Source organism: Streptomyces sp. NPDC018964 (assembly GCF_044390325.1).
GTDB lineage: Bacteria > Actinomycetota > Actinomycetes > Streptomycetales > Streptomycetaceae > Streptomyces.
Genome location: NZ_JBIRYZ010000004.1, coordinates 69639 through 94373, shown reverse-complemented (window position 1 = coordinate 94373; position 24735 = coordinate 69639). Strand labels below are relative to the sequence as shown.

Below are 24735 nucleotides of genomic sequence, written 5' to 3'. Positions count from 1 at the left end.
TTCCCACCGGTGCAGGAAGCACCGGTGGGAACGGAACGCGGGGGTGTCAGCCGAGCTTGGCGAGCTGCGCCTGGACCACGTCGGTGGGGTAGGCGAAGTCCTTGCCCGAACTGATCGACGCCAGGTTGGCGGCGGGGAAGTAGGCGACCGTGGAACCCTTGCGGGCCACGACGGCCTTCATCGGGGCCTTCACGCCCTCGGCGTCGACGGTCAGCGTCAGGGCCAGCGCCTCGTCGGCGCCCTCGGGCGCCTCCGTCTCGGCCACCTTCACGGTCTGCACCTTCTCGCCCTGGACGGTGGAGACGAACCCGCCGGCGCAGCCGTCGGCGGCCTTGCCCAGCTCCTCCATCGCCTTCTCCGCGCCGCCGTCCGCGTAGGCGGCAAGAGTGGCACGCACCGTGGCCACGTCGAGTGCCGCGTTCATCACGTCCTCGGCGTCACCGCTCGCGGCCGCGCTCTTGTCCGGCTCACCGATCCACATCCACTGCACCGTGGCCGACGGCTTGCCGACCACCGTGCCGGACTGGACGTACGCCAGCGCCGCGCACGCCTCGTCGTCCACCTCGATCTCGTCCTGCTTGGCGAAGTCCTTGGGCGACACCTGGTCCGTGACCTCGCCGCTCTTGACGTCGCCGGACACCAGCGCCGCCTTCTTCAGCTCGGCGGCGGTGAGCGCCTCGGCCGCCGGCGCGGCGGAGGCGGAGGCGGCCGAGTCGCCCTTGCCCTTGCTGTCGTCGGCCTTGTCCTCGTCACCGGAGCCACCGCAGGCGGTGACGAGGAGGGCGAGCGCGGCGGCGGAGGCCGCGAGCGCGGTACGGCGGACGGCGGTGGTTCTCACGTGGGAACTCTTTCTCGAAGGCGCGGAGGACTCCGCAACGTATTGCGCGCAATTTAAACGGATCCTGAACACAGCTGCCGCACAGATGATCACCAGGAGATCACCCGGTATGCGACCGTGACAGCCGCGTGATCTCGGACGACCACGGGCGACGCCGTACGTGACACAGCCCACCCGCCACCTTGTTCAAACTCCGTTAACAATGGACTGTGATCTCTCCGGTCTCCTCGACACCCCAGAGCGCCCACCGGCAGCGGCCGGAGGCGACTCCCTACGTCGACCTCACCCGCGCCGAGTGGAGCGCGCTGCGCGACAAGACCCCGCTGCCCCTGTCGGCGGCGGAGGTCGAACGGCTGCGCGGCCTGGGTGACGTCATCGACCTCGACGAGGTGCGGGACATCTACCTCCCGCTGTCCCGGCTGCTCAACCTCTACGTCGGCGCCACCGACGGGCTGCGGGGCGCGCTGAACACGTTCCTCGGCGAACAGGGCTCCCAGTCGGGCACGCCCTTCGTCATAGGGGTCGCCGGTTCCGTGGCCGTCGGCAAGTCCACGGTGGCCCGGCTGCTCCAGGCGCTGCTGTCCCGCTGGCCCGAGCACCCGCGCGTGGAGCTGGTGACGACCGACGGGTTCCTGCTGCCGACGAAGGAGCTCCAGGAACGGGGCCTGATGTCGCGGAAAGGTTTCCCCGAGTCGTACGACCGCCGCGCGCTGACCCGTTTCGTCGCCGACGTCAAGGCGGGCAAGGAGGAGGTCTCCGCCCCCGTCTACTCCCACCTGATCTACGACATCGTCCCCGGCGAGAAGCTCACCGTGCGCCGCCCGGACATCCTGATCGTCGAGGGACTCAACGTCCTCCAGCCGGCCCTGCCCGGCCAGGACGGCCGCACACGCGTGGGCCTCGCCGACTACTTCGACTTCAGCGTGTACGTGGACGCCCGCACGGAGGACATCGAGCGCTGGTACCTCAACCGCTTCAAGCGGCTGCGCGAGACCGCGTTCCAGGACCCGTCGTCGTACTTCCGCAAGTACACCCAGGTCTCCGAGGAGGAGTCCCTCGACTACGCCCGCACGATGTGGCGCACCATCAACAGGCCCAACCTCGTGGAGAACATCGCCCCGACCCGGGGCCGGGCCACGCTGGTGCTGCGCAAGGGCCCGGACCACAAGGTCCAGCGCCTCAGCCTCCGCAAACTCTGACCACTACGCTGCCGCCATGCTGCACCTGCGCCTGATCACGCCGGCCGACAAGACCGACGACGCGGTCCGACTGATCGAGGGGACGGTCGGCACCACGCACCTGTGCGTGCTGACGGGCGCCGCCCGCGATCCCGCCGGGGACGTCGTGATGTGCGACGTGGCGCGGGAGGCGGGTGACGACCTGCTGAGCGAGCTCCAGCGGCTGGGGCTGGACGTCAGCGGTTCCATCGCCGTGGAGAACATCGACCTGTCGCTGTCGAAGCGGGCCGAGATGGCGGAGGAGGACGCGCCGGGCGAGGCCGCGGACGCGGTGCTGTGGGAGCACCTGACCGAGGCCACCCACGAGGAGTCGACCCTCTCGGTCACCTACCTCGCGTTCCTCACGCTGGCCACGATGATCGCGGCCTGCGGCGTGGTGCTGGACAACGCGATCCTGATCGTGGGCGCGATGGCGGTGGGCCCGGAGTTCGGGCCGCTGGCCGGCATCTGCACGGCGGCGGTGCAGCGCCGGCCGCGCCTCGCGCTGCGCTCGGTACTCGCCCTGCTGGTGGGCTTCGCGGTGGCGATGGCGGTGACGGTGGGGTTCAGCCTCTTCATGGACGCGGTGGGGCTGTTCACCGAGGAACAGTTGAAGGGCGAACGGCCGCAGACCGGCTTCGTGTACGCCCCCGACTGGTTCTCGTTCGTGGTGGCGGTCCTGGCGGGCGCGGCCGGCACGCTCTCGCTGACGTCCGCGAAGTCCGGCGCGCTGGTCGGCGTCGCCATCTCGGTGACGACGGTCCCGGCCGCCGCGAACGCCGCCGTGGCGCTGAGCTACGGCGACACGGTGCAGACCTGGGGCTCCACCGAGCAGCTCCTGCTCAACCTGGTCGGCATCGTCCTGGCGGGCACCGCCACCCTGCTGGCGCAGAAGTACTTCTGGGCCAGGCAGCACGAGCGGCTGCGCAGGCGCGCCGGGAACCGGCCGGCCGCCGGCTCGACGCCCTCCTGAGGACCGCCCTGCCCGAAGGCACGGGAGCCGGCACCGCAGGGGACCGGCGGATCCGGTCGCGGCCGGAACCGGCCCGGTGGAGCGGGGAGAGTACCCGCCCCGCTCCACCGGGCCGAGCCGGAACACCCTGGGCGGCTAGCCCAGCGCCGACTTCACCGCGTCCGCCAGGCGGCTCGCCACCGAGCGGGCCTGGTCGATGTCCGCGGCCTCGACCATGACGCGGACCAGGGGTTCCGTGCCGGAGGGGCGGAGGAGGACGCGGCCGGTCCCGCCCAGTTCGCGTTCGGCCTCGGTGACGGCCGCGGTGAGTTCCGCGGAGGTCCTCACGCGGGACTTGTCGACGTCCGGGACGTTGATGAGGACCTGCGGGAGGCGCTCCATCACCGAGGCCAGGTCCCGCAGGGTACGGCCGGTCTGGGCGACCCGTGCCGCGAGCAGCAGGCCGGTGAGCGTGCCGTCGCCGGTCGTCGCGTGGTCGAGGACGATGACGTGGCCGGACTGCTCGCCGCCGAGGGCGTAGCCCTTCTCCTTCATCTCCTCCAGCACGTAGCGGTCGCCGACCGCGGTCTGCACGAACCGGATGCCCTCGCGTTCCATGGCGAGCTTGAAGCCGAGGTTGGACATCACGGTCGCGACGACGGTGTCGGAGCGCAGTGCGGAACGTTCCCGCATCGCCAGCGCGAGCACGGCGAGGATCTGGTCGCCGTCGACCTCCTCGCCGGTGTGGTCCACGGCCAGGCACCGGTCGGCGTCGCCGTCGTGGGCGATGCCCAGCGCGGCCCCGTGCTCGACGACCGCGGCCTTCAGCAGATCGAGGTGGGTCGAGCCGCAGCCGTCGTTGATGTTGAGGCCGTCCGGGTCGGCGCCGATGGTGACGACCTCGGCCCCGGCCCGGGTGAACGCCTCCGGGGAGACCTTCGCGGCGGCGCCGTGCGCCTCGTCGAGGACGATCCTCAGACCGTCCAGCCGGTTCGGGAGGACGTCGACGAGGTGGGCGACGTAACGGTCGAGCCCCTCCTCGTAGTCCCGTACGCGGCCGACGCCGGCGCCGGTCGGACGGTCCCAGGGGGCGCCGGTGCGGTGCTCCTCGTACACGGACTCGATGCGGTCCTCCAGCTCGTCGGCGAGCTTGTGGCCGCCGCGGGCGAAGAACTTGATGCCGTTGTCCGGCATGGCGTTGTGGCTCGCGGAGAGCATGACGCCGAGGTCGGCGCCGAGCGCGCCGGTGAGGTGCGCCACGGCCGGTGTCGGCAGCACGCCGACCCGCAGGACGTCCACACCCGCGCTGGCGAGGCCCGCGACGACGGCGGCCTCCAGGAACTCTCCGGACGCGCGCGGATCACGTCCGACCACGGCGGTGGGCCGGTGTCCTTCGAACGTGCCCGCCTCGGCCAGTACGTGCGCGGCGGCGACGGACAGGCCCAGCGCCATCTCCGCCGTCAGGTCCGCGTTGGCGACACCGCGCACGCCGTCCGTGCCGAAGAGTCGTCCCACTTGTCCTCCTGAGGGTGCGTCAGTATCGAAAGCCGAGGCCGTGCCGGGGCGCCGGCCCCGTCCGCACGGCCCGCGGTCGTACCGCTGACGGTGCCGGTACCGGTGCGGTACCGGTGTCGGTGTCGATGTCGGTGCCGGTGGTGCGTCCGGCGGTCGCGATGCGAGTGCGGCTCCGCATCCGCGGCCACGCGCCGCAGCGGCCCTGTCCGGCCATCCGATCACATTAGCCTTTGAGCGCCTTGTGCCGTTATACGCCCACGGCAATGAATAAACGAACGCCCCGACAGCACTGTGGCGTGCCGCCGGGGCGTTCGGAGTACGCGCGAGCGCCTGCGATTAGCGCTTGCTGTACTGCGGGGCCTTGCGGGCCTTCTTCAGACCGGCCTTCTTGCGCTCGACCGCACGGTCGTCGCGCTTGAGGAAGCCGGCCTTCTTCAGCGGGCCGCGGTTGTTGTCGACGTCCGCCTCGTTCAGCGCACGGGCGACACCCAGACGGAGCGCACCGGCCTGACCGGAGACACCGCCACCCGCGATGCGGGCGATGACGTCGTAACGGCCCTCGAGCTCGAGCACCTTGAAGGGCTCGTTGACTTCCTGCTGGTGCACCTTGTTCGGGAAGTAGTCTTCGAGGGTGCGACCGTTGATCTTCCACTTGCCGGTGCCCGGGACGATCCGGACGCGGGCGATGGCGTTCTTGCGGCGGCCCAGGCCGGCGGCCGGCTGGGGCTCGCCGAAGCGGGAGGCCATGGACTCCGAGGTGTACTCGCCCTCGACGGGCACCTCGGACTCGGTGGTGTAGCTGTCGATGTCAAGCTCTTCGAGCGGCTGCTCGGCAGTGGTCTCGGCCACGATTCTCCTCAGATTCTCTTCAGTCTTAGGGGGTGGCCGGACTTACTGCGCGACCTGGGTGATCTCGAACGGCACCGGCTGCTGGGCAGCGTGCGGGTGCTGGTCGCCCGAGTAGACCTTCAGCTTCGAGAGCATCTGACGGCCCAGGGTGTTCTTGGGGAGCATGCCCTTGACGGCCTTCTCGATGGCCTTCTCGGGGTTCTTCGCCAGCAGCTCGTCGTAGCGGACGGAGCGCAGACCACCCGGGTAGCCGGAGTGGCGGTACGCCATCTTCTGGGTCCGCTTGTTGCCGGACAGGTGCACCTTGTCGGCGTTGATGATGATGACGAAGTCACCGGTGTCGACGTGAGGGGCGTAGATCGGCTTGTGCTTGCCACGCAGGATGGAGGCCGCGGTGGAGGCCAGACGACCCAGGACGACGTCCTGAGCGTCGATGACGTGCCACTGGCGCGTCACATCGCCGGGCTTGGGGCTGTACGTACGCACGGTTCGTAGCCTTCGCTTCTTCAGTGAATGAGTCCTGACAAGGTCACCGAAGACGATCACGACAGCCCTGACCGCACAGCGGTGACGCAAACCGCGTGCCGGTCGCTGGTCATCGGCCCGGTGGACCGGTGTAAGGGCCCCTCACGTGAGAATGAGTAAGCCACTACACACAACGAAAATGCAGGATACCCATCGTCGGCCGGACGGGTCAAAACGAGCCCATCCGTGAGGGGCTACACCGATTCTACGGCCGTACGCCGCCCCTCCGCCGCCCCACCCGGGCGGTCCGCCTCCCTCGTCCCCCGTACGCGGTGACGGGCGACCGCCACCGCCAGCGCGCACAGCGTGAAGGAGTCCCGGAAGGCCCGGCGCCTCCCCGACTCCAGCCACGGCCAGGTCACCCCCGGCAGCTGCGGCACCAGGGCGAGCCAGAACCAGGGCCGCCGCGCCACCGCCCCGGCGTACGGCAGACCGGCGAGCAGCAGCGGCAGGACGACCAGGAGGTAGTGGCTGTAGGAGGGCCGCGAGACCAGGAACGCCGAGAGCATCAGGCCCGCGGACGTCTCCGCCAGCCGCAGCTCCACCGGACCCGGCCCGTGCCAGCGCCGGTACGCGCAGACCACGCCCGCGGCGGCCGCGAGCAGGCCGAGCAGCGCGGCCGGGACCCCGGGCACGCCGAGCCGGGGCAGCACCGCCGCCGGCGAGGCCTCGTAGGCCCGCACGAAGGCGTCGTCGCCGCTCAGCAGGAACGGCAGGGTGCGGGTGAGGAAGCCCGTGGGGTCGGGCAGGAACAGCGCCACCGAGACCGAGGTGGCCGCCGGGATCAGCGCCAGCGCCGCCAGCGCCCTCCAGCGGCGCGCGAAGAGGAACAGCAGCGCCATCGGCGCCAGCAGCGGCTTCAGCGCCACCGCCACCCCGACGACCGCGCCCGCCGCGGTCCACCGGCCCCGGCTCGCCAGCAGCAGGCACAGCGGCAGCGCCAGCACGGCCGTCACCGTCCAGTTGCCCAGCCGCACCAACTGCCCGAACGGCGCGAAGCCGGCCGCGAGGCCCAGCAGCCCGAGGACGGCGAGCCTGCTGCGCAGCGGCACCCGGTGCAGCCGCAGGGCACAGGCCCAGCCGAGCGCGAGGGCCAGGACCACCGCCACCGGCACGGCCGCGCCGAGCACGGACCGCGGCAGCAGCGCCTGCGGGGCGGCGGCCACGACCGCGCTCGGAAAATAGAGGAAGTGCCGGTCGCCGTACGGCGCGCCACCGTCCAGCCAGGTCCGCGCGGCGTCCACGACGATCGCGTTGTCCATCCCTCCGTCCGAGGTCACCAGCACCGTACGCACCGTCAGCGCCCCCAGCACCGCCGCGAGTCCGGCCCACAGGGACCCTCCCGCGGGGTGCACCAACCACCCGGAGATGTCGCTTTTGCCCGTCGCCATGGCGGCAACGCTAGGGCCTGTGGGCCTCGTTGAGGCGGACCAGCACGCCCCGTGCCCCGTCTAAGATGCGCCCCATGAGTCTTGGGCAGGGGGGACCCCAGCAGCAGTGGGATCCCTGGAAACCGAATTCCCAGCAGCCCTGGAACGGGGGCGGCTCCGGCCAGTCACCCGACTGGGCCGCGCTCGCCGACGCCTCCGAGGCCCGCGCCAAGCGGCGCCGGCTGCTGTTCATAGGCGGCGGGGCGCTCGCGACCGTCGCGATAGGCACGGCCGTGGCGGTCGCCGTCGTCTCGGCGAACGGAAGCGGCGACGAGGCCTCCCCCAGCGCCTCCTCCCAGGTCCCCGGGGGCTCCGACATCGACATACCGAGCCCCACGGGCACGGTCCCGTCGTTCGCCCCGACGAGCGCCCCGCCGCCGCTGGACCCGAAGGACTTCATCGCCAGCGCGAAGAAGGACAAGGCCCCGCTGAGCCCCGACATCCTCTTCCCCGGCACCCAGCTGACCATGGGTGAGACGGTGTACAAGAAGGGCCCGACGGCGGACACCGAGAACTGCGCCTCGGCCGCGAAGTCCACGCTCCCGAAGGTCCTGAACGACAACGACTGCACCCGCCTGATCCGGGTCACCTACACCAAGGACGGCGTGGCGGTGACGGTCGGCGTGGCCGTCTTCGACACCGAGGCCCAGGCGACCGGGGCCAAGCGACAGGCCGACACCAAGAGCATCGTCAAGTCGCTCTCGGGCGGCGGTGTCGAGGACTTCTGCTCCGGCGCGATCTGCCGCACCACCACCAACGCCTACGGCCGCTACGCCTACTTCACCATCGCCGGCTTCACGTCCGGCAAGGACGTGACGACGAAGGACAAGGCCGTCTTCTCCGCCGGCGACGACCTCCAGACCTTCACGGTCCGCCAGATCCACCGCAGGGGCCAGGCCCAGGCGTCGGCGGCGGCGAACGAGTAGCGCCGCCGCCAAGGCGTCACAGCCGCTTGGCGCTGCGCAGCGTCTTGGCGTAGTAGCCGTTGCCGTCCAGGCGGGAGACGCCGCCGATGTCACCGATGGTCGGGCCGTTGACCTCCTCCCGGCTGGAGACGAAGATCAGGTGGCCCTCGGTGTCGTAGCCGAGCACCATGCCCACGTGGTCCAGCCGGTCCTTGGTACGCGTGTCGAGCTTGAAGAAGACGAGGTCGCCGGGCTGGAGCTGGTCGATGTTGGACGGCCGGTCGTCCGGCCCCACGCCGGCCAGCGGGAGCACGTCGACGCCCTCCTCGGAGCGGGCCATGCCGTTGGCGGTGCGCGGGAGGCCGTCGCCGGAGCCGGTGTCCGAGGACATCAGCGGGTAGCGGGCGCGGTAGCCGAGGACCATGCGGACGAAGCCCGAGCAGTCCAGGGACTTGGCGCGCATGGCCTCCGGCGCTCCGATCGTGCCGTCCCGGAACGGGTACTGGACGCCGAGGTAGTCGTAGAAGTCGGACTGCTCCAGGCGCAGGTCGCCGCCCTCGGCACCGGTGGTGTTCAGCGGTCCGAAGTTCGCGTCACCGGCGTAGACGATGCCCTGCTCGTCCTTCTTCTGCTTGGCTCCCGCCACGTACTGGAAGGCGAAGGCGAACAGGTCGTCCTCCTTGCTGTCCGCGTACTCGGCGTACCACTCCTCGAACCACTTCTCCTTCTCGGCGCCCTTCTTCCACGCCTCGGGCATGAGCCGGACCCAGTCCGTGGTGGAGACCTTGGAGGAGGTCGAGGTCGGCTCCTCGAAGGTGCGCGCCGGTCCGGTCAGCGTGGCGGTGCGCGCCCCGTCGGTGAAGACGGCCCGGATCTGGCCGTCGGCGCCGCGCAGGACCGAGCGCGCGGGGTTCTCCAGCCGGGACCACTTCACCTCGCCCTCGTCCTTCGAGGTGCCGCCGCCGGAGCCGCGGCCGCCGTCCAGGACCCCGATGTTCCTGACCTCCGTGACCCCCGGTTCCTCCTGCTTGCGCAGTTCCAGGGTGAGGTAGCCGGAAGTCGCGACGAGCACCAGTACCACGAGGCCCGAGACGACCGGACGCGACTTCTTCTTCGCTTTCCCTGCCACCGTTCACTCCTCCGTTGTCATCAGTCAGTGGTTCTCAGACGGTGGGCATGACGCCGAGCAACAGGCCGGCGGCGACGACGATGTAGGCCATGAGGGAGACCGTGCCCGTGGCCAGCAGGGTGGCGCCCTTGGGCTGGCGCACCATCTGGTAGGCGACCAGGCCGGGCACGATGAACCCGAGGGTCTGGTTGCCGTACAGGAGCGGGAACTCGATCGAGAGCACGATCATCACGGTGGCCTGGAGCAGCACGCCCAGCAGCACCACCGCGGCGAACAGCCGCTTGCCGTAGAGGATCACCAGCCGCTGCATGATCTTGGTGCCCGCGTAGGTCAGCGCGGTGACGCCCACCATCATGGCCGCGCGCTGGAGGTCCTCGATGAGGGTCAGCGCGATCCAGCCCGGCGTGATCATGCCGCCGGGGGACAGATTGGTGGTGAGGTAGCACAGCAGCGAGAAGAACAGACCTATGGCGATGCCCAGGGCGGCCATCTCGGGGGTCAGTGCGGCGGTGGTCAACGGGGTCTCCGGGCGGGTGAACGGGGTGGGCGAGGCGGGCGGCCCGCGGGTGGTCAGTGGCGCGGGGGCGGTCCGCCGCCCTCGGCGGTCGGATACCGGGTTCCGTCGTGGGGCTCGTCCGGGTCGGCGAAGAACGGGTCGTCGTAGTACGGGTAGGGCTCCGGGACGGGGTCGTACTGCTGCCCCGGGCCGCGCTGTCCGTGCTGTGTGGGCTGTTCGTACTGCGCGGGCTGTCCGTACTGCGTGGGCTGTCCCTGCTGCGGCGCGTACGGCCCGGCCTGCTGGGCCGGGATCCGGAGCACCGGGATCTCCTGGGTCTGCGAGGCCTGGTAGCGCTCCTCGTACGCCGTCGGGTAGGACGCGTACGGGTCCAGGCGCGGCGCCTGGGCCGGAGCCGCGGCGGCGGCCGGGCTCGGCGCCGAGTCACCGGTGTCGCTGTCGTCCGCCGGGAGCTCGGCCAGGTACTCCAGGAGCTCCTCGCCCTGGCCGTGGATGTTGCCGATGGCGACCAGGGAGGAGCCGTCGGACATGCGGCCGAGCAGGGCCGGCATGAACTCGTCGGCGGCACGCCGCTCGCCGCCCAGGTCGACCGCCCGGTCCCGCCACTGGGCGGGGATGGCGTCGATGGCGCTCTTGGACGGGTGCCCGATGACGAAGACGTTGTCGGGCTCCAGGTCGGGGATGATCTCGCCCATCTGCCCGTTGCGCTCCACGCGGTCCGGACGGCAGTTGATCACGACGTTGAGCGGGCGGCGGATCGCGCCGAGGTCGAGCAGCTGGTTGATGTTCATCAGCGTCGACTCGGGGTCGTTGGCCGCGAAGACGTTGGCGAAGGCGAGCCGCTTGCCGTCGGGGGCCACGTAGCGCTCCACGGAGAGCACGCCCGGGTCCGGCGGGGCGTCGTACATGCCCTGGAGGGCGACCTTGCGCTCCACTCCGAGCAGTTCGGCGACGACCAGGGCGATCGCCACGTTCTCCTTGAAGGTGAACCAGCTGAAGCCGCGCAGCTCCTCGTCGGTCACCATCTCGGGGTCGGCGTAGATCAGCTTGCAGTTACGGGCGTCCGCCTCCTCCTGGAGGATGTGGAAGCGGTCCTTCTCCGCGGTGACGCAGATGCCGTCCTCGGGCATCGACCGGCACAGCGAGCGGGCCACGTCGTCCAGGGTGGGGCCCATCTCGGCGAGGTGGTCCTCGCGGACGTTGCACAGCACGCCGATCGTGGAGCGGATCAGCTTGCTCTGGTTGACCTCCTGGAGCGCCGGCATGACCGCCATGCACTCGATGACGAGGGCGTCGGGCCGGTAGGTGGCGGCCCGGCGGACGATGCCGATCTGCTCGACGACGTTGGCGATGCCGAACTTGCGGTAGACCGGCTCCTCGGTGGCGTCGGGGTGGATGAAGCGCGCCGCCGTGCCGGTCGTCTTGGCCACGGTGACCAGGTCGCCGCCGCGCAGCGCGCCCGCGCACAGCCGGGTGATGGAGGACTTGCCCCGGATGCCGTTGACGAGCACGCGGGACGGGATGGAGTGCAGGGCGGCGTAGTGCCGGCGCTGCTCCACGATGCCCGCGACGAGCAGGAACAGGCTGCCGACCAGCAGAACGAAGTACAGGTAGAGCACGAGTCACCTTCCTCCGGCGCCGAGCCGGGGCTCGGCGGACCGGCGTGCCTGGTTCTGACGGCGGGCCTGCAGCTGCTGGCGGAGCAGTTCGAGGCTGCGTACGACGGCCCCGACCTCGTCCTGGTAGCGGGGGTAGTGCACGGTCTTGAGGTCTCCGTCGGCGAGCTTCTCGGCGCTGGTGGCCAGCGCCCGCAGCGGCCGGGCGACGACCAGGTACACCCAGCCCAGGCAGACCACGATCGCGGCGAGGCCGAGCAGACCGGCGAGCACGCTGCGGTCCTCGCGCTCGAAGGCGGCGATCTGGAAGTGCTTGGCGTTCTGCCAGCTGACGACGGTCCAGCCGAGGTCGGAGGCGACACCACCGCCGGAGAAGGCGGCCGCGGCGGCGACGGTGACGCCGCCGCCCTCACGGATGAGCAGGCCGTTCTCGACGGGCCCGGCGCCGACCGGCACGTTGCCCGCCCGCACCAGGTCGGGCAGGGTGTCGTTCGGCAGGTCCTCGAAGGCGAGGAAGCCGTCGCTGGCGGCGAGGGTGTCGGCGTCGGCGTTCACGACCCGGACCTCACCGAGGCCGGGCCGCTTCAGCAGCGAGTTCAGGAACTCCACGCGCACCTCGCCGACGAGCGTGGTCCCCTCGTGCCCGGGCACCGGCGCGCCGGCCTGGATCACGGGCTTCTTGTCGCCCTTGCCGGAGACGCGGACCAGGGGGAGGTCCTTGTCGTCGCTCCAGTCGTGCGGGTCGCCGCCGGCCCGGGCGACGGTCTCGCCCGCCTCGTCCACGACGTACAGCGCCTGGTAGCGGGTGTGCTCGCGCAGGGCGTCGGCCAGCAGGTCGCCGGTGGCGTCGGGGTCGTCGGCGTCGATCAGCCGGGAGGTGGAGACCAGGTCGGCCTGGGCCTCGTTCAGCGCCCGGCGGACCCGGTCGGCGACCAGGTCGGTGCGGTCGCGCTGGTCGTTGACCATGGTGGCGGGCACGCTGACCGAGTCGTCGGTGCGGTTCAGCAGCAGGCCGACGGGCACGCACCACAGCAGCAGCAGTACGGCGGTCACCGCGAGCGGCACGCGTACGCCGAGGCGGGCCTTGCCGCGCCCGGTGCCGGGTCCCTCGGCGTCGCCGGAACCGTCGAGCTGGGTCCGCAGGTGTTCCAGGGCTGCGCCGATCCGGGCGGCCTCGCCCCAGCGGGGCACCGAGACGGGCCGGGTCAGGTCGCCCCGGGCGAGCCGGCGGGACTCCAGGAACAGCCGCAGCAGCGGCCGCTGCACGGCCGCCCACAGCACGGCCGCGGCCAGCAGGCCGAGCACGACCAGGGCGCCGGCCGTGATCAGTCCGTACAGTTCCCGGCCGGTGTCGGTGGCGCCCTGCTGCTGGACCACGGGGAGCATGGCCACCACGGTGAGGCCGAGGCCGGCGGCGACGCTGTCCTTCTCCTCCGGGTCGGAGGAGGCGAGCGAGGCGTATCCGGCGGTGGTGATCCGGCCGTTGTAGTCGTCGCCCAGCAGGGTGCCGCTGACGCCGGGGTAGCCGCGGGAGCCGGGCTCCTTGGCGCTGACGGGGTGCTCCTCGGTGCGGGCGGCGGCCTGGTCGGAGAGGCGGGACATCTGCTTCTGGAGGAACTCGAGCTCGTCGCGCTGCTTGTCCGAGTTGAGCGCCTCGGACTCCTCGAACCCAGCCGTGGCGAGGACCTCACCGTCCCGCGCCACGACGGACATCGTCCGGAACGGACCCATGGTGACGTTGGGCACCGCCAGACTGTTGGAGGCGACCAGCAGGTACTGCGGCCCCTCCTTCCAGTCGAGGACCGCCATCGTCATCAAGCGGACGTCCCCGGTCTCCAGCCGCACCATGCGCGGGGTGAGGGCGTGCTCGCCGGTGAGGACGTCCTTGTCGAGCCAGGCGAGAGGAATCCTTTCGCCGCGCGCGGCGAGCACATCCCCGCTCCCGAGGTCCACCACCGTGGTGCCGGTCCACTTCTGATAGGTCTTGCCGAGGTCGGACAGAACGTCCTCCGGCTCGACCCGCTCTCCCTTGTTCAGCGCTTCGGCGGTGCGCTGCAGGTCCGTGACCCGCTCGTCGATCGAGGCGCGGAGCGCGATGGCGCCGTCCTCCGCGAAGTGCTGCTGCGAGGTCAGGACCGCCTCGGGCACCACGGCGTCACCGCCGGGCCCGAGCACCTTCGCCGTCAGGCCGGCCAGGGCGACGATGAGCAGACACAGCACTGCGATCGGGGGGCGGATACCGCCCAGGAGCGGCATGTCCGCACGTCTGCGGCTGCGTCGCCGCCCCGTCTTCCGGGAGTTCGCGGCACGACTCGATGTCACCGATCTTCTTCCTTGGTCGCTGCGGGGTATCCAGCGCTCGCTGGACGCACCGCTCGCGCGGCCGTGCGACGCCGTCACTCAAAAGACTGATAAACAATGAAAAGGTTGTGCTCTGAGCGCGAGGAGGTGCTTATGGTGCTCGTCACTCCTCCAGTGGCAACGCCTTCAGGCCGTCGCCTCCCGGAGCACCGCGGTTGTAGAGGAACCCGCTGGTGCGTTCCTCCGCGAGCCGGAAACGGGCGAGCCGTTCCTCGGAGAGGTCGCCGGGCTCGTCCAGCACGCTCCGCACGTCGCGCACCCGGTGGTCCACGACCGCCCCGTCCGGCAGCTTCTCCCCGGGCTGGACCTCAGGCGGAACTTCCACCAGCGTGGTGCGGTAGCGGGCGCTGACGTCCCAGCCGTCCGCGGTCTCCTTGAACTCGAACCAGCCGATGGCCCCCTCCTCGGTGATCCCGCTGGGGGAGGAATGCCGGGCGACCTGGTTGCCGAGGCTGTACGCGACCCATGTCCCGTTGACCTTCTGGATCGGCTGCACGACATGGGAGTGGTGACCGATCACGAGGTCGATGCCCGTCTCCTCGCTGATCCACTGCGCCAGCTCCAACTGCGAGGTACTGGGCTCGTTGTAGTACTCGGCTCCCCAGTGGACGGACAGGATGACGACCTCGGCGCCCTTCTCCCGGGCGCGGGTCTCGGCGTTCCGGATCTCGGACGAGCCGGTCCGGTTGAGCACCCAGCGCTTGCCCTCGGGCGTCGGATGGACGAAGGACTCCCAGGAGTACGACAGGTGCGCGACCTTGACGCCGTTGACGTCACGGATGTTGATCTTCTCGGCTTCCTTGGCCGTCCGAGCCGAGCCGGTGTGCCCGAGGCCCACCTCGTCCATGGCGTCCAGGGTGTTCCGCACACCCGTCATGCCGTGGTCGTAGGTGTGATTGGAGGCGGTGGAGCAGGTGTCGTACCCCACATCCTTGATCGCTGTCAGGATCTGCGGGGGCACCAGGAATTCCGGGTACCCCTCGAAGGGGCCCTCGGGCTTGCCGACGGGCGTCTCCATGTGACAGATCGCCAGGTCGGCCTCGCTGATGACCGGCTTCACCCCGGCCAGCAGCGGACCGAAGTCCAGCCCCGCCTCGCCCTCTCCGGTCTCCTCGGCGTCCTTGGCCGCCTGCTCGACCAGCTCGGGGTGGATGAGGATGTCACCCGCAGCGGCCACGGTGAACGAGCGCCCACCCGGCTTCGCCTGCGGCTCCGCGGTCCCGGAGCCGCACGCGGCGGTGAGGGACACGGCGGCCACCAGGATCGTCACGGCGCGACCCATACGGAGAGACTTACTAAATGTCACCGAAACATGTTCACATGCCTCACACAGGCAGCTCTGGCTTTACTGTCACAAGACAGCCACATTTTCTGCGCGTTCTTGGTCTGATCGGTTTGTTTCTGGCGCTGACCGGTTGTCAGACGTCCCCCGACTCCTCCACCGAGGACTCCGCACCCACCTCCCGGGAACTGGTCGACCTGCGCGACCGCGTCCTGTCGTACACGGAGGGACTGAGCCCCGACGACTCCTACGCACCGCCCGACGAGGAGCAGCGCGCACGACTGGCCGAGGGGGTCGGGCGCCTGCTGGAGGGGAACGCACGCGACGCCGAGCGGCTGCTCGCCCCGATCGGACTCGGTGTCACCCGGCTCACCGACACCGAGTCCGGCCGCCGCTACGACGAGGTGGCGGCCACCGGACCGGGCGAGAGCGCACGATGGGGCCGGCTGTACGTGACCGCGGATTCCCGCCTCGGCTGGAACGCGCAGGTGCCGCACCCCGTGTCCGACCGGGACACCGAGGCCCTCGGCGTACGGCTGCTGGAGGACACCCCCGGCGGGGCGCTGGTCCTGGCCGGCGCCCACCGCCGGGCCGGGCGGGGGGACGCCGCCGACGTCGCCCACCGCGAGGACAGCGCCTTCCACACCATCGTCGTGGAGCTGCAGAAGCGCGACGTGCCCGGCGTCCAGCTGCACGGATTCGCCGAGTCCACCACGGACCGCTACGACGCCGTCCTGTCCACCGGTGCCGCTCAGAGCGCGCCCGAGGAGGTCTCCGCCCTGGCCGACCGCATGGAGTCGGACGGACTGCGGGTCTGCCGGGGCTGGTCGGCGCGCTGCCCCCTGGAGGGCACGACGAACGTCCAGGGCCGGGCGGCCCAGCGGCAGCACACGACCTTCGTCCACCTGGAACTCGCCCCCGGTGCCCGGGGGGACGGCCGCGACGCCGACGAGGCGGCCGACGCCGTGGCCGGCCTGCTCACCGCCTGGGCGGAGGACTGAGCGGCCCGCCCCGGCGGGATCAGCAGCAGCCGGCCGTCGGCAGGGTCCGCTTGTTGCGGGCCTCCCTGCTGCGGGCCGCGAGGAGTTCGTCGGCCGGGTAGCCGACCTCCTCCAGGGTCAGGCCGTGCGGGCGTACGACGTGGACGGCCGAGTCCCGTACGCCCGCCGCCAGTACCTTGCCCGGCCAGTCCGGCGGGCGGTGGCCGTCGCCGACGAACAGCAGCGCGCCGATCAGCGAGCGGACCATGTTGTGGCAGAAGGCGTCGGCCCGGACGGTCGCCGTGACGATCCCGTCCTCGCCGCGCACCAGGCTCAGCTCCTGGAGGGTCCGGATGGTCGTGGCCCCCTCCCGCTTCTTGCAGTACGCGGCGAAGTCGTGCTCCCCCAGCAGAGCGCGGGCCGCCTCGTTCATGGCGTCGACGTCGAGCGGCCAGTCGTGCCACAGCACGTGCCCGCGCAACAGCGGGTCCACCCCGCCCGGGTTGTCGGTGACGCGGTAGGCGTAGCGCCGCCAGATCGCGGAGAACCGGGCGTCGAAGCCGGCGGGCGCCTCCCTGAGCGCCCACACCCGTACGTCCCTGGGCAGCCGCCCGGCGAGCCGCTTGAGCAGCTTCGCGTGGTGCTCGGCCCACACCTCCCGCGGCAGGTCGACGTGGGCGACCTGACCCCGGGCGTGCACACCGGCGTCGGTACGGCCGGCCACGGTCAGCTCGTACGTCGTCCCCCCGGACCGCGTCACGGTCCGCAGCGCGTCCTCGATCTCCCCCTGCACGGTCCGCCGCCCCCCGGCCTGCTTGGCCCACCCGGAGAACTCGGTCCCGTCGTAGGACAGGTCGAGGCGGACCCGCACGAACCCTGGCTGCACTTCGTCACTCACACCAAAGATCCTCTCACCCACGCGAAAGCGGGCCCGCTCCTGAAAAGGAACGGACCCGCAACGCGCCCCAAAGGGGCGCGGGGCTGTGCTCGACATGCGGCTCCGCCGCGTGGGCGCGATCAGCCACAACGGCGCCGCAGCCGCAAACGCACAGCCCCCCGCCAGAACGCTTACGCGTCCTTCGACTCCTCGGCCGGAGCCTCAGCAGCCTCGTCCTTGGTCGTGTCGACCTTGGTCTCGGCGGCCTCCGCGTCCTTGGCGGCACGCTTGGTGGCGGCCTCGGCCTCGCCGGTCGCCTCCTGCGCCACGGTCAGCGCCTCGACCAGCTCGATGACGGCCATGGGCGCGTTGTCGCCACGGCGGTTACCGATCTTGGTGATGCGGGTGTAGCCACCGGGACGGTTCTCGTACCGCGGGCCGATCTCGGTGAAGAGCGTGTGGACGATGCTCTTGTCCGTGATCACCTGGAGCACCTGACGGCGGTTGTGAAGGTCGCCCTTCTTCGCCTTGGTGACCAGACGCTCGGCGTACGGACGCAGCTTGCGCGCCTTCGCCTCGGTGGTGGTGATGCGGCCGTGCTCGAACAGCGCCTTCGCGAGGTTCGCGAGGAGGAGCTTCTCGTGCGCGGCGCTGCCGCCCATACGGGCGCCCTTGGTGGGCCTCGGCATGGTGTTTCTCCTAGGTGTCTGCCCCGGCCGTATCAGGTACCGGGGTCAGTATCCGAGCAGGCGGTCGCCCGTCGGAGATCCGAGCACAGGTCCCGAAGGGACCGTGCTCGGAAGGGGCGCGGGCGGTATCGACATGCGACTCCGTCGCGTGGGCGCGACAAGCCACAGCGCACCCGCACCCGAGTACGGGCCGGAAGGCCCGAGCTCTCAGTACTGCTCGGTTTCCACGAAACCGGCATCCGCGTCGTCGTCCGCACCAAAGGCGTCCGCGGCCGCGGTCGGGTCGAACCCGGGAGGCGAGTCCTTGAGCGCGAGGCCCATGCCGGCGAGCTTGGCCTTGACCTCGTCGATGGACTTCGCACCGAAGTTGCGGATGTCGAGCAGGTCCGCCTCGGAGCGGGCGACGAGCTCACCCACGGAGTGGATGCCCTCACGCTTGAGGCAGTTGTACGACCGAACGGTGAGCTCCAGCTCCTCGATCGGCAGCGCCAGGTCGGCGGCGAGGGCGGCGTCCGTGGGGGACGGGCCCATGTCGATGCCCTCGGCGTCGATGTTCAGCTCGCGGGCGAGACCGAACAGCTCGACCAGGGTCTTGCCGGCGGAGGCCATGGCGTCACGCGGACGCATCGCCTGCTTGGTCTCGACGTCGACGATCAGCTTGTCGAAGTCGGTGCGCTGCTCGACACGGGTCGCCTCGACCTTGTAGGTGACCTTGAGAACCGGCGAGTAGATCGAGTCGACCGGGATGCGCCCGATCTCCTGGCCCACCTGCTTGTTCTGCACGGCGGAGACGTAGCCGCGACCGCGCTCGACGGTCAGCTCCATCTCCAGCTTGCCCTTGCCGTTGAGCGTGGCGAGGACGAGGTCGGGGTTGTGCACCTCGACACCGGCCGGGGGCGCGATGTCAGCGGCGGTGACCAGACCCGGGCCCTGCTTGCGCAGGTACATCACGACCGGCTCGTCGTGCTCCGAGGAGACGACCAGCTGCTTGATGTTGAGGATCAGGTCGGTGACGTCCTCCTTGACGCCCGGCACGGTGGTGAACTCGTGCAGGACGCCGTCGATGCGGATGCTGGTGACGGCGGCACCGGGGATCGACGACAGGAGGGTACGGCGGAGCGAGTTGCCGAGGGTGTAGCCGAAGCCCGGCTCCAGCGGCTCGATCACGAACCGGGAGCGGAATTCGTCGACGACCTCTTCGGTCAACGAGGGACGCTGAGCGATCAGCATGTGGTGATCAGATCCTTCTTTCGTGGACGCCCGCTATTTGACGCCCGACGGAAACCGCACCCGGTGAAAAGTGCGGGTACTGCAAGGGTACGGGCGGCACGGCCCTTACGAGCCGTACCGCCCGGAACCACAGGAAGCCGGTGCCTCAGACGCGGCGGCGCTTCGGCGGGCGGCAGCCGTACTGCGACACTGCGGGGGACGACCCCCGCACCCCCAGCAGGGGGCCGACCGGAACCGGCCGGTGCCTCAGACGCGGCGGCGCTTCGGCGGGCGGCAGCCGTTGTGCGGGGTCGGGGTGACGTCCTGGATGGAGCCGACCTCGAGGCCCGTGGCCTGCAGGGAGCGGATCGCGGTCTCACGACCGGAGCCCGGGCCCTTGACGAACACGTCGACCTTGCGCATGCCGTGCTCCTGGGCGCGGCGGGCGGCCGACTCGGCGGCCATCTGCGCGGCGAACGGCGTGGACTTCCGGGAGCCCTTGAAGCCGACGTGGCCGGCGGAGGCCCAGGAGATCACGTTGCCGGACGGGTCCGTGATCGAGACGATCGTGTTGTTGAACGTGCTCTTGATGTGCGCGTGGCCGTGAGCGACGTTCTTCTTTTCCTTGCGGCGCACCTTCTTGGCAGCGCCCTGACGACCCTTGGGGGGCATGTCGTTCTCCTACGGGAGGTGGTCGGTCCTACAGCGAAGACCGTGGACAGAGGTCCGCTGCGGACTACTTCTTGCCCGGCTTCTTCTTGCCGGCGATGGCGCGACGCGGGCCCTTGCGGGTACGCGCGTTGGTGCTGGTGCGCTGACCGCGGACGGGCAGGCCGCGACGGTGACGCAGACCCTGGTAGGTGCCGATCTCGACCTTGCGGCGGATGTCGGCCTGGATCTCGCGACGGAGGTCACCCTCGGTCTTGATGTTGTTGTCGACGTACTCGCGGATCGCGACGAGCTGCTCCTCGGAGAGGTCGCGGACGCGGGTGTTCGGGTCGACGCCGGTGGCGGCCAGCGTCTGCTGCGAAAGGGTCCGGCCGATGCCGAACACGTAGGTGAGGGCGATCTCCACGCGCTTTTCGCGCGGGATGTCAACACCGGAAACGCGTGCCATTCAATGGCTCCAGTTGATTGTCGGAGGTCTTCCACAGGACCGGATCCCAGCCCGCCGTACCAGGTACGGACCGGGTCCCCGGCCTCCGAGCCGGGGGTGTCGAGCCGTGCGGCTCGGGACCTGCGTATGAACATGTATTGCTCGCGTCGCGCGAATTTCTGCGGAAGTCGCAGAGGGTCGATCGTGCTGCGGTCAGCCCTGGCGCTGCTTGTGGCGCGGGTTCTCGCAGATGACCATGACCCGGCCGTGACGGCGGATCACCCTGCACTTGTCGCAGATCTTCTTGACGCTCGGCTTGACCTTCATTGAGTGAAGTTCTCCGGGCTCAGTGCCCCTGCGCCATACGGAGCCGGGGCAAGGGAAAGATCTACTTGTACCGTTGGAGTTCTCTTCCCGACGAGGCGGGAAGACTCTCCCCTGGATCGCTCCGGGGAGTTTGACAGGCCGAGCCTGTCCCACGACGACCCTCCCGGCCGCCGGGGCGGGTACGGGACCCGCCCGAGCTCACTTGTACCGGTAGACGATCCGGCCACGCGTCAGGTCGTACGGAGACAGCTCCACCACGACCCGGTCGTCAGGGAGGATGCGGATGTAGTGCATGCGCATCTTGCCGCTGATGTGTGCCAGGACCTGGTGGCCGTTCTGGAGCTCGACCTTGAACATGGCGTTCGGAAGAGACTCGACGACAGTGCCCTCGATCTCGATGGCACCTTGCTTCTTGGCCACGCTTCGCCCTTCGAATCGACTACCTTGATCGACTCTGGCGTGCACCGCGTGTCTTACACGCGGACATGCGGGTACACAAGAGCCGACGAGTCAGTCTACGTCAGCGCACCCGGAAACACGAATCGGGAATCCTGCCCCGTCCCGGAGATCCTTAACCGGGCGGGGCCCGCCCTCGACGCCGCCCTCCGGCCGGCGGGTCCGCCCGGGGGCCCGTCGTCAGCCGAGCGGGTCCGGAGCCGCCGTGACGCCCATCTCCGCGAGCTTGGCCTTACCCCCGTCGGGGGCCGTCAGGACCAGCGGTCCCTGCTCGGTGAGGGCGACCGAGTGCTCCCAGTGGGAGGACCAGGTGCCGTCGGTGGTGATGACCGTCCAGTCGTCGGAGAGGACCTTCGTCCTCGGGGTGCCCAGGGAGACCATCGGCTCGATGGCGAGGCAGAAGCCCGGGACCAGCTTGGGGCCCTTGCCCCGCTTGCGGTCGACGTAGTTCAGCAGGTGGGGGTCCATGTGCATCTCGGTGCCGATGCCGTGGCCGCCGTAGTCCTCGATGATCCCGTACTTGCCGCCGCCCGGCCGGGGCTGGCGGCGGATGTACGTCTCGACGGCGCGGGAGATGTCGACGAGCCGGTTGCCCTGCTTCATGGCCGCGATGCCGGCCCACATCGACTCCTCGGTCACCCGGGAGAGCTCCACCAGCGCCGGGGAGTGGCCGGACCCGACGAACGCGGTGTAGGCGGCGTCGCCGTGCCAGCCGTCGACGATCGCGCCGCAGTCGATGGAGATGATGTCGCCGTCCTTGAGGACGACCTCGTCGGAGGGGATGCCGTGGACGACGACCTCGTTCACCGAGGTGCAGATCGTCGCGGGGAAGCCGCCGTAGCCGAGGAAGTTCGGCTTGGCGCCGTGCTCCGCGAGCACCTTGCGGGCGACCTGGTCCAGATCCTTGGTCGTGGCCCCGGGCACGGCGGCCTCACGGGTGGCCGCGTGGATGGCGGCGACGACCAGCCCCGCCTCACGCATCTTGGCGATCTGCTCAGGGCTCTTGATCTGCACCATGGGGACGACGGCCTTTCTGAACCAGCAGGGAAGCACGAACGCCTCCAACGATACGGGGCCCCGGCCCCACCACCACGAGCAGCCGCACGCCACCACCGCGGGCGGTCGTGGCCCCTGGTGCCTCAAAGGGCCCGGGAGGCGCCTCCCCGGGGCGGCACGGGTGGGCGAAGCACCCCCTCTGGGGGAGGCGTCCCGCAACCGCCGGGCCGCGCGACCCACCCCCGGTCAAGCCGCAGCCGCGGCCCCCGTGCGAAGGAACCGCGGCTGCAACCGACGTACGGCCTACTTACCGCTCTTCAGCGCCTCCAGCGCGCGCTCCGTGACCTCGTCGACGGGCCCCATCGCCGAGATGGTGACGACCAGCCCCTGCGCCCGGTAGTAGCCGATGATCGGCTCGGTCTGCGTGTGGTAGACCTCCAGCCGGGTCCGCACGGTCTCCTCGGAGTCGTCGTCCCGCTGGTACAGCTCACCACCACAGACGTCGCACACGCCCTCCTGCTTCGGCGGGCTGTACGTCACGTGGAACACGTGCGCGGACTCCTTGCGGCAGACCCGCCGCCCGGCGATCCGCTTGACGACCTCGTCCTCGGGGGCCTCCAGGTCGAGGACCGCGTCCAGCTTGATGCCCTCGGTCTGCAGCAGCTCGTCCAGCGCCTCGGCCTGCGACACGTTGCGCGGGAAACCGTCCAGCAGGAAACCGCCCTCGGCGTCGGGCTGCTCCATGCGGTCCTTGGCCATGGCGATGGTGACCTCGTCGGGAACGAGGTTCCCCGCGTCCATGTAGGACTTGGCGAGCTTCCCGAGCTCGGTCTGCCGGCTGATGTTGGCGCGGAACAGGTCGCCCGTGGAGATGTGCGGGATGCGCAGCTTCTCGGCAAGGCGGGTGGCCTGCGTACCCTTACCGGCACCCGGCGGCCCGACGAGGACGATTCGCATCAGCGGAGGAACCCTTCGTAATTGCGCTGCTGGAGCTGGCTCTCGATCTGCTTCACCGTCTCGAGACCCACACCCACGATGATCAGGATGCTGGTCCCGCCGAACGGGAAGTTCTGGTTCGCCCCGAAACCAACCAACGCCATCGTCGGTACGAGAGCGATCAGACCCAAGTACAGCGAACCCGGCCAGGTGATCCGGTTGAGTACGTAGCTCAGGTACTCAGCGGTCGGTCGGCCAGCCCGGATGCCCGGGATGAAGCCACCATACTTCTTCATGTTGTCCGCGACTTCCTCGGGGTTGAAGGAGATCGCCACGTAGAAGAACGCGAAGAAAACGATGAGCAAGAAGTACAGGGTCACGTAGATCGGGTGGTCACCGCGGACCAGGGTCGACTCGATCCAGGTCTTCCACCCGGAGGTGCCGCTGGAGAACTGCGCGACCAGGGCCGGGATGTACAGCAGCGACGAGGCGAAGATGACCGGGATCACGCCCGCCTGGTTCACCTTCAGCGGGATGTAGGTCGACGTGCCGCCGTAGGAGCGGCGGCCGATCATGCGCTTCGCGTACTGGACGGGGATCCGGCGCTGGGCCTGCTCGACGAAGACGACCAGACCGACCATGACGAAGCCGACGAGCATGACGGTGCCGAACTCGATCCAGCCGTCCGCCAGGCTGCCCTGCTCCTTGATGGCCCACAGGGCGGAGGGGAAGGTCGCGGCGATCGAGATGAACATCAGGATCGACATGCCGTTGCCGACGCCGCGGTCGGTGATGAGCTCACCGAGCCACATGACGACGGCCGTACCGGCGGTCATGGTGATGACCATGGTGATGGTCACGAAGATCGACTGGTCCGGGACGATCTCGCTCGCGACCGGGCAGCCCTGGAAGAGCGCGCCGCTGCGGGCGGTGGCCACCAGGCCGGTGCCCTGCAGGATGGCCAGCGCGACCGTCAGGTAACGGGTGTACTGCGTGATCTTCGCCGTACCGGCCTGGCCCTCCTTCTTGAGGGCTTCCAGACGCGGGATCACCACGGTCAGCAGCTGCAGGATGATGCTCGCCGTGATGTACGGCATGATGCCCAGCGCGAAGACCGTGATCTGGAGCAGCGCGCCGCCGCTGAACATGTTCACCAGACCGAACAGGCCCTGGTTCGCCTCGGCGGCGTCGATACAGGTCTGGACGTTCTTGTAGTCGACGCCCGGAATGGGGATGTGCGTACCGACGCGGTACACCACGATGATGCCGAGCGTGAAGAGCAGCTTCTTGCGCAGGTCGGGCGTCTTGAACGCCCGGGCGAACGCGGTGAGCACGGTGCCTCCTGCGACCCCCCGCGCATCTGCGTCAAGGGTGACGGTCTTGAGATTCCGACTAAGGACGAATACGTAACGGTCAACTGCCGCCCTGAGTGCCCCGTGGGGGCGCCCGAGGTCAGTGGGCAGCGCAGGCCACCTTACCGGCGACCATGCCGCCCTAGGAACGACCAACCGGGGATACCCCAAATGTGGGGTATCCCCGGTCGGGATCGCTCTATGTCATCGAGACACCTGAACGGGTCAGACGAGCTCGGTGACGGTACCGCCGGCGGCGGTGATCTTCTCCTTGGCGGAACCGGAGACGGCGTCGACCGTCACCTGCAGCGCCACGGAGACCTCGCCCTGGCCCAGGACCTTGACGAGGCTGTTCTTGCGCACGGCACCCTTGGCCACGAGGCCCTCGACGGTGACCTCGCCACCCTCGGGGTAGAGCGCGGCCAGCTTGTCGAGGTTCACGACCTGGTACTCGGTCTTGAACGGGTTCTTGAAGCCCTTCAGCTTCGGGAGGCGCATGTGGAGCGGCATCTGGCCACCCTCGAAGCGCTCCGGAACCTGGTAACGGGCCTTGGTGCCCTTCGTACCACGACCGGCCGTCTTACCCTTCGACGCCTCACCACGACCGACACGGGTCTTGGCGGTCTTGGCGCCGGGGGCGGGACGGAGGTTGTGGATCTTGAGCGGGTTGTTCTCCGCCAT

Annotated in this window: 26 protein-coding genes; 5 read left to right on the top strand and 21 right to left on the bottom strand. The window is 70.0% G+C overall.

The genetic code is table 11. From position 1 onward, the window contains the following. Positions 1-46: 46 nt before the first annotated feature. Positions 47-838 carry a hypothetical protein gene (locus tag ACH5AO_RS08160; RefSeq protein WP_398923019.1) on the bottom strand — a complete coding sequence of 264 codons (792 nt, stop codon included), beginning with the start codon at positions 836-838 and terminating at the stop codon, positions 47-49. Between the two features lie 209 nt (positions 839-1047). On the opposite strand from ACH5AO_RS08160, the gene coaA reads away from it, so the two are divergent. Then, positions 1048-2037 carry a type I pantothenate kinase gene (gene coaA / locus ACH5AO_RS08155; RefSeq protein ID WP_398923017.1) on the top strand — a complete coding sequence of 330 codons (990 nt, stop codon included), beginning with the start codon at positions 1048-1050 and terminating at the stop codon, positions 2035-2037. Positions 2038-2053: 16 nt separating this feature from the next. Next, entirely contained in the window at positions 2054-3028 is a 975-nt protein-coding gene (locus ACH5AO_RS08150; RefSeq protein WP_398923015.1) for a DUF389 domain-containing protein, read from the top strand. Positions 3029-3163: 135 nt separating this feature from the next. Here ACH5AO_RS08150 and glmM read toward each other — a convergent pair whose 3' ends face one another. The 4 genes from glmM to ACH5AO_RS08130 all read right to left on the bottom strand — a co-directional run bounded on the left by glmM (position 3164) and on the right by ACH5AO_RS08130 (position 7287). Next, positions 3164-4522, bottom strand: a complete 1359-nt coding sequence (gene glmM, locus ACH5AO_RS08145) for a phosphoglucosamine mutase (RefSeq protein WP_398923013.1) — start codon at positions 4520-4522, stop codon at positions 3164-3166. A gap of 336 nt (positions 4523-4858) precedes the next feature. Next, the gene (rpsI, locus tag ACH5AO_RS08140) at positions 4859-5371 is read right to left on the bottom strand and encodes a 30S ribosomal protein S9 (protein ID WP_004927169.1); all 513 of its coding nucleotides are present in this window, start codon (positions 5369-5371) and stop codon (positions 4859-4861) included. A 42-nt stretch (positions 5372-5413) separates the two neighbouring features. Then, positions 5414-5857 (bottom strand): 50S ribosomal protein L13, encoded by a 444-nt coding sequence (rplM, locus tag ACH5AO_RS08135; RefSeq protein ID WP_019526965.1) that lies wholly within the window; start codon positions 5855-5857, stop codon positions 5414-5416. A gap of 233 nt (positions 5858-6090) precedes the next feature. After that, positions 6091-7287, bottom strand: coding sequence for a glycosyltransferase 87 family protein (locus ACH5AO_RS08130; RefSeq protein ID WP_398923011.1), 1197 nt, complete (start codon positions 7285-7287; stop codon positions 6091-6093). A gap of 74 nt (positions 7288-7361) precedes the next feature. Between ACH5AO_RS08130 and ACH5AO_RS08125 the strand changes: the two genes are divergently transcribed. After that, positions 7362-8252, top strand: coding sequence for a hypothetical protein (locus ACH5AO_RS08125; protein ID WP_398923009.1), 891 nt, complete (start codon positions 7362-7364; stop codon positions 8250-8252). A 16-nt stretch (positions 8253-8268) separates the two neighbouring features. On the opposite strand, the gene ACH5AO_RS08120 is transcribed toward ACH5AO_RS08125, so the two are convergent. The 4 genes from ACH5AO_RS08120 to ACH5AO_RS08105 are packed head-to-tail and all read right to left on the bottom strand — an operon-like array spanning position 8269 to position 13749. Then, positions 8269-9360 (bottom strand): C40 family peptidase, encoded by a 1092-nt coding sequence (locus ACH5AO_RS08120; protein ID WP_398923007.1) that lies wholly within the window; start codon positions 9358-9360, stop codon positions 8269-8271. Positions 9361-9394: 34 nt separating this feature from the next. Beyond that, complete coding sequence (locus ACH5AO_RS08115; protein ID WP_184761006.1) at positions 9395-9877, bottom strand: poly-gamma-glutamate biosynthesis protein PgsC/CapC; 483 nt, start codon at positions 9875-9877, stop codon at positions 9395-9397. A gap of 53 nt (positions 9878-9930) precedes the next feature. After that, the gene (pgsB, locus tag ACH5AO_RS08110) at positions 9931-11496 is read right to left on the bottom strand and encodes a poly-gamma-glutamate synthase PgsB (RefSeq protein WP_398923005.1); all 1566 of its coding nucleotides are present in this window, start codon (positions 11494-11496) and stop codon (positions 9931-9933) included. Positions 11497-11499: 3 nt separating this feature from the next. Continuing rightward, entirely contained in the window at positions 11500-13749 is a 2250-nt protein-coding gene (locus ACH5AO_RS08105) for a HAMP domain-containing protein (protein WP_398923003.1), read from the bottom strand. On the opposite strand from ACH5AO_RS08105, the gene ACH5AO_RS08100 reads away from it, so the two are divergent. Beyond that, entirely contained in the window at positions 13748-13915 is a 168-nt protein-coding gene (locus tag ACH5AO_RS08100) for a hypothetical protein (protein WP_398923000.1), read from the top strand. The two genes, ACH5AO_RS08105 and ACH5AO_RS08100, sit on opposite strands and share 2 nt — an antisense overlap. 42 nt (positions 13916-13957) lie before the next feature. Here ACH5AO_RS08100 and ACH5AO_RS08095 read toward each other — a convergent pair whose 3' ends face one another. Beyond that, positions 13958-15136, bottom strand: a complete 1179-nt coding sequence (locus tag ACH5AO_RS08095; RefSeq protein WP_398922997.1) for a CapA family protein — start codon at positions 15134-15136, stop codon at positions 13958-13960. A 113-nt stretch (positions 15137-15249) separates the two neighbouring features. Here ACH5AO_RS08095 and ACH5AO_RS08090 point away from each other — a divergent pair, with 113 nt between their 5' ends. Next, the gene (locus ACH5AO_RS08090; RefSeq protein ID WP_398922995.1) at positions 15250-16137 is read left to right on the top strand and encodes a hypothetical protein; all 888 of its coding nucleotides are present in this window, start codon (positions 15250-15252) and stop codon (positions 16135-16137) included. Positions 16138-16156: 19 nt separating this feature from the next. Here ACH5AO_RS08090 and truA read toward each other — a convergent pair whose 3' ends face one another. From truA to rplO, 11 genes are all read right to left on the bottom strand, one after another. Beyond that, complete coding sequence (gene truA, locus ACH5AO_RS08085; RefSeq protein WP_398922993.1) at positions 16157-17014, bottom strand: tRNA pseudouridine(38-40) synthase TruA; 858 nt, start codon at positions 17012-17014, stop codon at positions 16157-16159. Between the two features lie 170 nt (positions 17015-17184). Beyond that, on the bottom strand, positions 17185-17682 hold the full coding sequence (gene rplQ, locus ACH5AO_RS08080) for a 50S ribosomal protein L17 (protein ID WP_398922991.1): 498 nt from the start codon (positions 17680-17682) through the stop codon (positions 17185-17187). A gap of 207 nt (positions 17683-17889) precedes the next feature. Continuing rightward, entirely contained in the window at positions 17890-18912 is a 1023-nt protein-coding gene (locus tag ACH5AO_RS08075; RefSeq protein WP_003966937.1) for a DNA-directed RNA polymerase subunit alpha, read from the bottom strand. 246 nt (positions 18913-19158) lie between these two features. Then, positions 19159-19563, bottom strand: coding sequence for a 30S ribosomal protein S11 (gene rpsK / locus ACH5AO_RS08070; protein ID WP_003956432.1), 405 nt, complete (start codon positions 19561-19563; stop codon positions 19159-19161). Between the two features lie 64 nt (positions 19564-19627). Then, positions 19628-20008, bottom strand: coding sequence for a 30S ribosomal protein S13 (gene rpsM / locus ACH5AO_RS08065; protein WP_004984507.1), 381 nt, complete (start codon positions 20006-20008; stop codon positions 19628-19630). A gap of 192 nt (positions 20009-20200) precedes the next feature. Next, positions 20201-20314 carry a 50S ribosomal protein L36 gene (rpmJ, locus tag ACH5AO_RS08060; protein WP_003998809.1) on the bottom strand — a complete coding sequence of 38 codons (114 nt, stop codon included), beginning with the start codon at positions 20312-20314 and terminating at the stop codon, positions 20201-20203. A gap of 198 nt (positions 20315-20512) precedes the next feature. Further along, on the bottom strand, positions 20513-20734 hold the full coding sequence (gene infA / locus ACH5AO_RS08055) for a translation initiation factor IF-1 (RefSeq protein WP_003948620.1): 222 nt from the start codon (positions 20732-20734) through the stop codon (positions 20513-20515). Positions 20735-20950: 216 nt separating this feature from the next. Further along, positions 20951-21787, bottom strand: a complete 837-nt coding sequence (gene map, locus ACH5AO_RS08050; protein ID WP_398922989.1) for a type I methionyl aminopeptidase — start codon at positions 21785-21787, stop codon at positions 20951-20953. A 282-nt stretch (positions 21788-22069) separates the two neighbouring features. Next, positions 22070-22723 (bottom strand): adenylate kinase, encoded by a 654-nt coding sequence (locus ACH5AO_RS08045; protein ID WP_398922987.1) that lies wholly within the window; start codon positions 22721-22723, stop codon positions 22070-22072. Further along, on the bottom strand, positions 22723-24036 hold the full coding sequence (gene secY / locus ACH5AO_RS08040) for a preprotein translocase subunit SecY (protein WP_398922984.1): 1314 nt from the start codon (positions 24034-24036) through the stop codon (positions 22723-22725). The genes ACH5AO_RS08045 and secY overlap by 1 nt, the downstream gene beginning before the upstream one ends. Before the next feature lie 243 nt (positions 24037-24279). Beyond that, the gene (rplO, locus tag ACH5AO_RS08035; protein ID WP_006140897.1) at positions 24280-24735 is read right to left on the bottom strand and encodes a 50S ribosomal protein L15; all 456 of its coding nucleotides are present in this window, start codon (positions 24733-24735) and stop codon (positions 24280-24282) included.

Bases quoted from the DNA above. Each gene is read 5' to 3' on its own strand.
- ACH5AO_RS08125 (WP_398923009.1), top strand. From the start codon at position 7,362: ATGAGTCTTGGGCAGGGGGGACCCCAGCAGCAGTGGGATCCCTGGAAA.
- ACH5AO_RS08105 (WP_398923003.1), bottom strand. From the start codon at position 13,749: ATGCCGCTCCTGGGCGGTATCCGCCCCCCGATCGCAGTGCTGTGTCTG.
- rpmJ (WP_003998809.1), bottom strand. From the start codon at position 20,314: ATGAAGGTCAAGCCGAGCGTCAAGAAGATCTGCGACAAGTGCAGGGTG.
- rplO (WP_006140897.1), bottom strand. From the start codon at position 24,735: ATGGCGGAGAACAACCCGCTCAAGATCCACAACCTCCGTCCCGCCCCC.
- ACH5AO_RS08150 (WP_398923015.1), top strand. From the start codon at position 2,054: ATGCTGCACCTGCGCCTGATCACGCCGGCCGACAAGACCGACGACGCG.
- ACH5AO_RS08095 (WP_398922997.1), bottom strand. From the start codon at position 15,136: ATGGGTCGCGCCGTGACGATCCTGGTGGCCGCCGTGTCCCTCACCGCC.
- ACH5AO_RS08100 (WP_398923000.1), top strand. From the start codon at position 13,748: ATGTCCGCACGTCTGCGGCTGCGTCGCCGCCCCGTCTTCCGGGAGTTC.
- ACH5AO_RS08075 (WP_003966937.1), bottom strand. From the start codon at position 18,912: ATGCTGATCGCTCAGCGTCCCTCGTTGACCGAAGAGGTCGTCGACGAA.
- rpsM (WP_004984507.1), bottom strand. From the start codon at position 20,008: ATGGCACGCGTTTCCGGTGTTGACATCCCGCGCGAAAAGCGCGTGGAG.
- map (WP_398922989.1), bottom strand. From the start codon at position 21,787: ATGGTGCAGATCAAGAGCCCTGAGCAGATCGCCAAGATGCGTGAGGCG.
- rpsK (WP_003956432.1), bottom strand. From the start codon at position 19,563: ATGCCCCCCAAGGGTCGTCAGGGCGCTGCCAAGAAGGTGCGCCGCAAG.
- ACH5AO_RS08045 (WP_398922987.1), bottom strand. From the start codon at position 22,723: ATGCGAATCGTCCTCGTCGGGCCGCCGGGTGCCGGTAAGGGTACGCAG.
- ACH5AO_RS08130 (WP_398923011.1), bottom strand. From the start codon at position 7,287: ATGGCGACGGGCAAAAGCGACATCTCCGGGTGGTTGGTGCACCCCGCG.
- rplQ (WP_398922991.1), bottom strand. From the start codon at position 17,682: ATGCCGAGGCCCACCAAGGGCGCCCGTATGGGCGGCAGCGCCGCGCAC.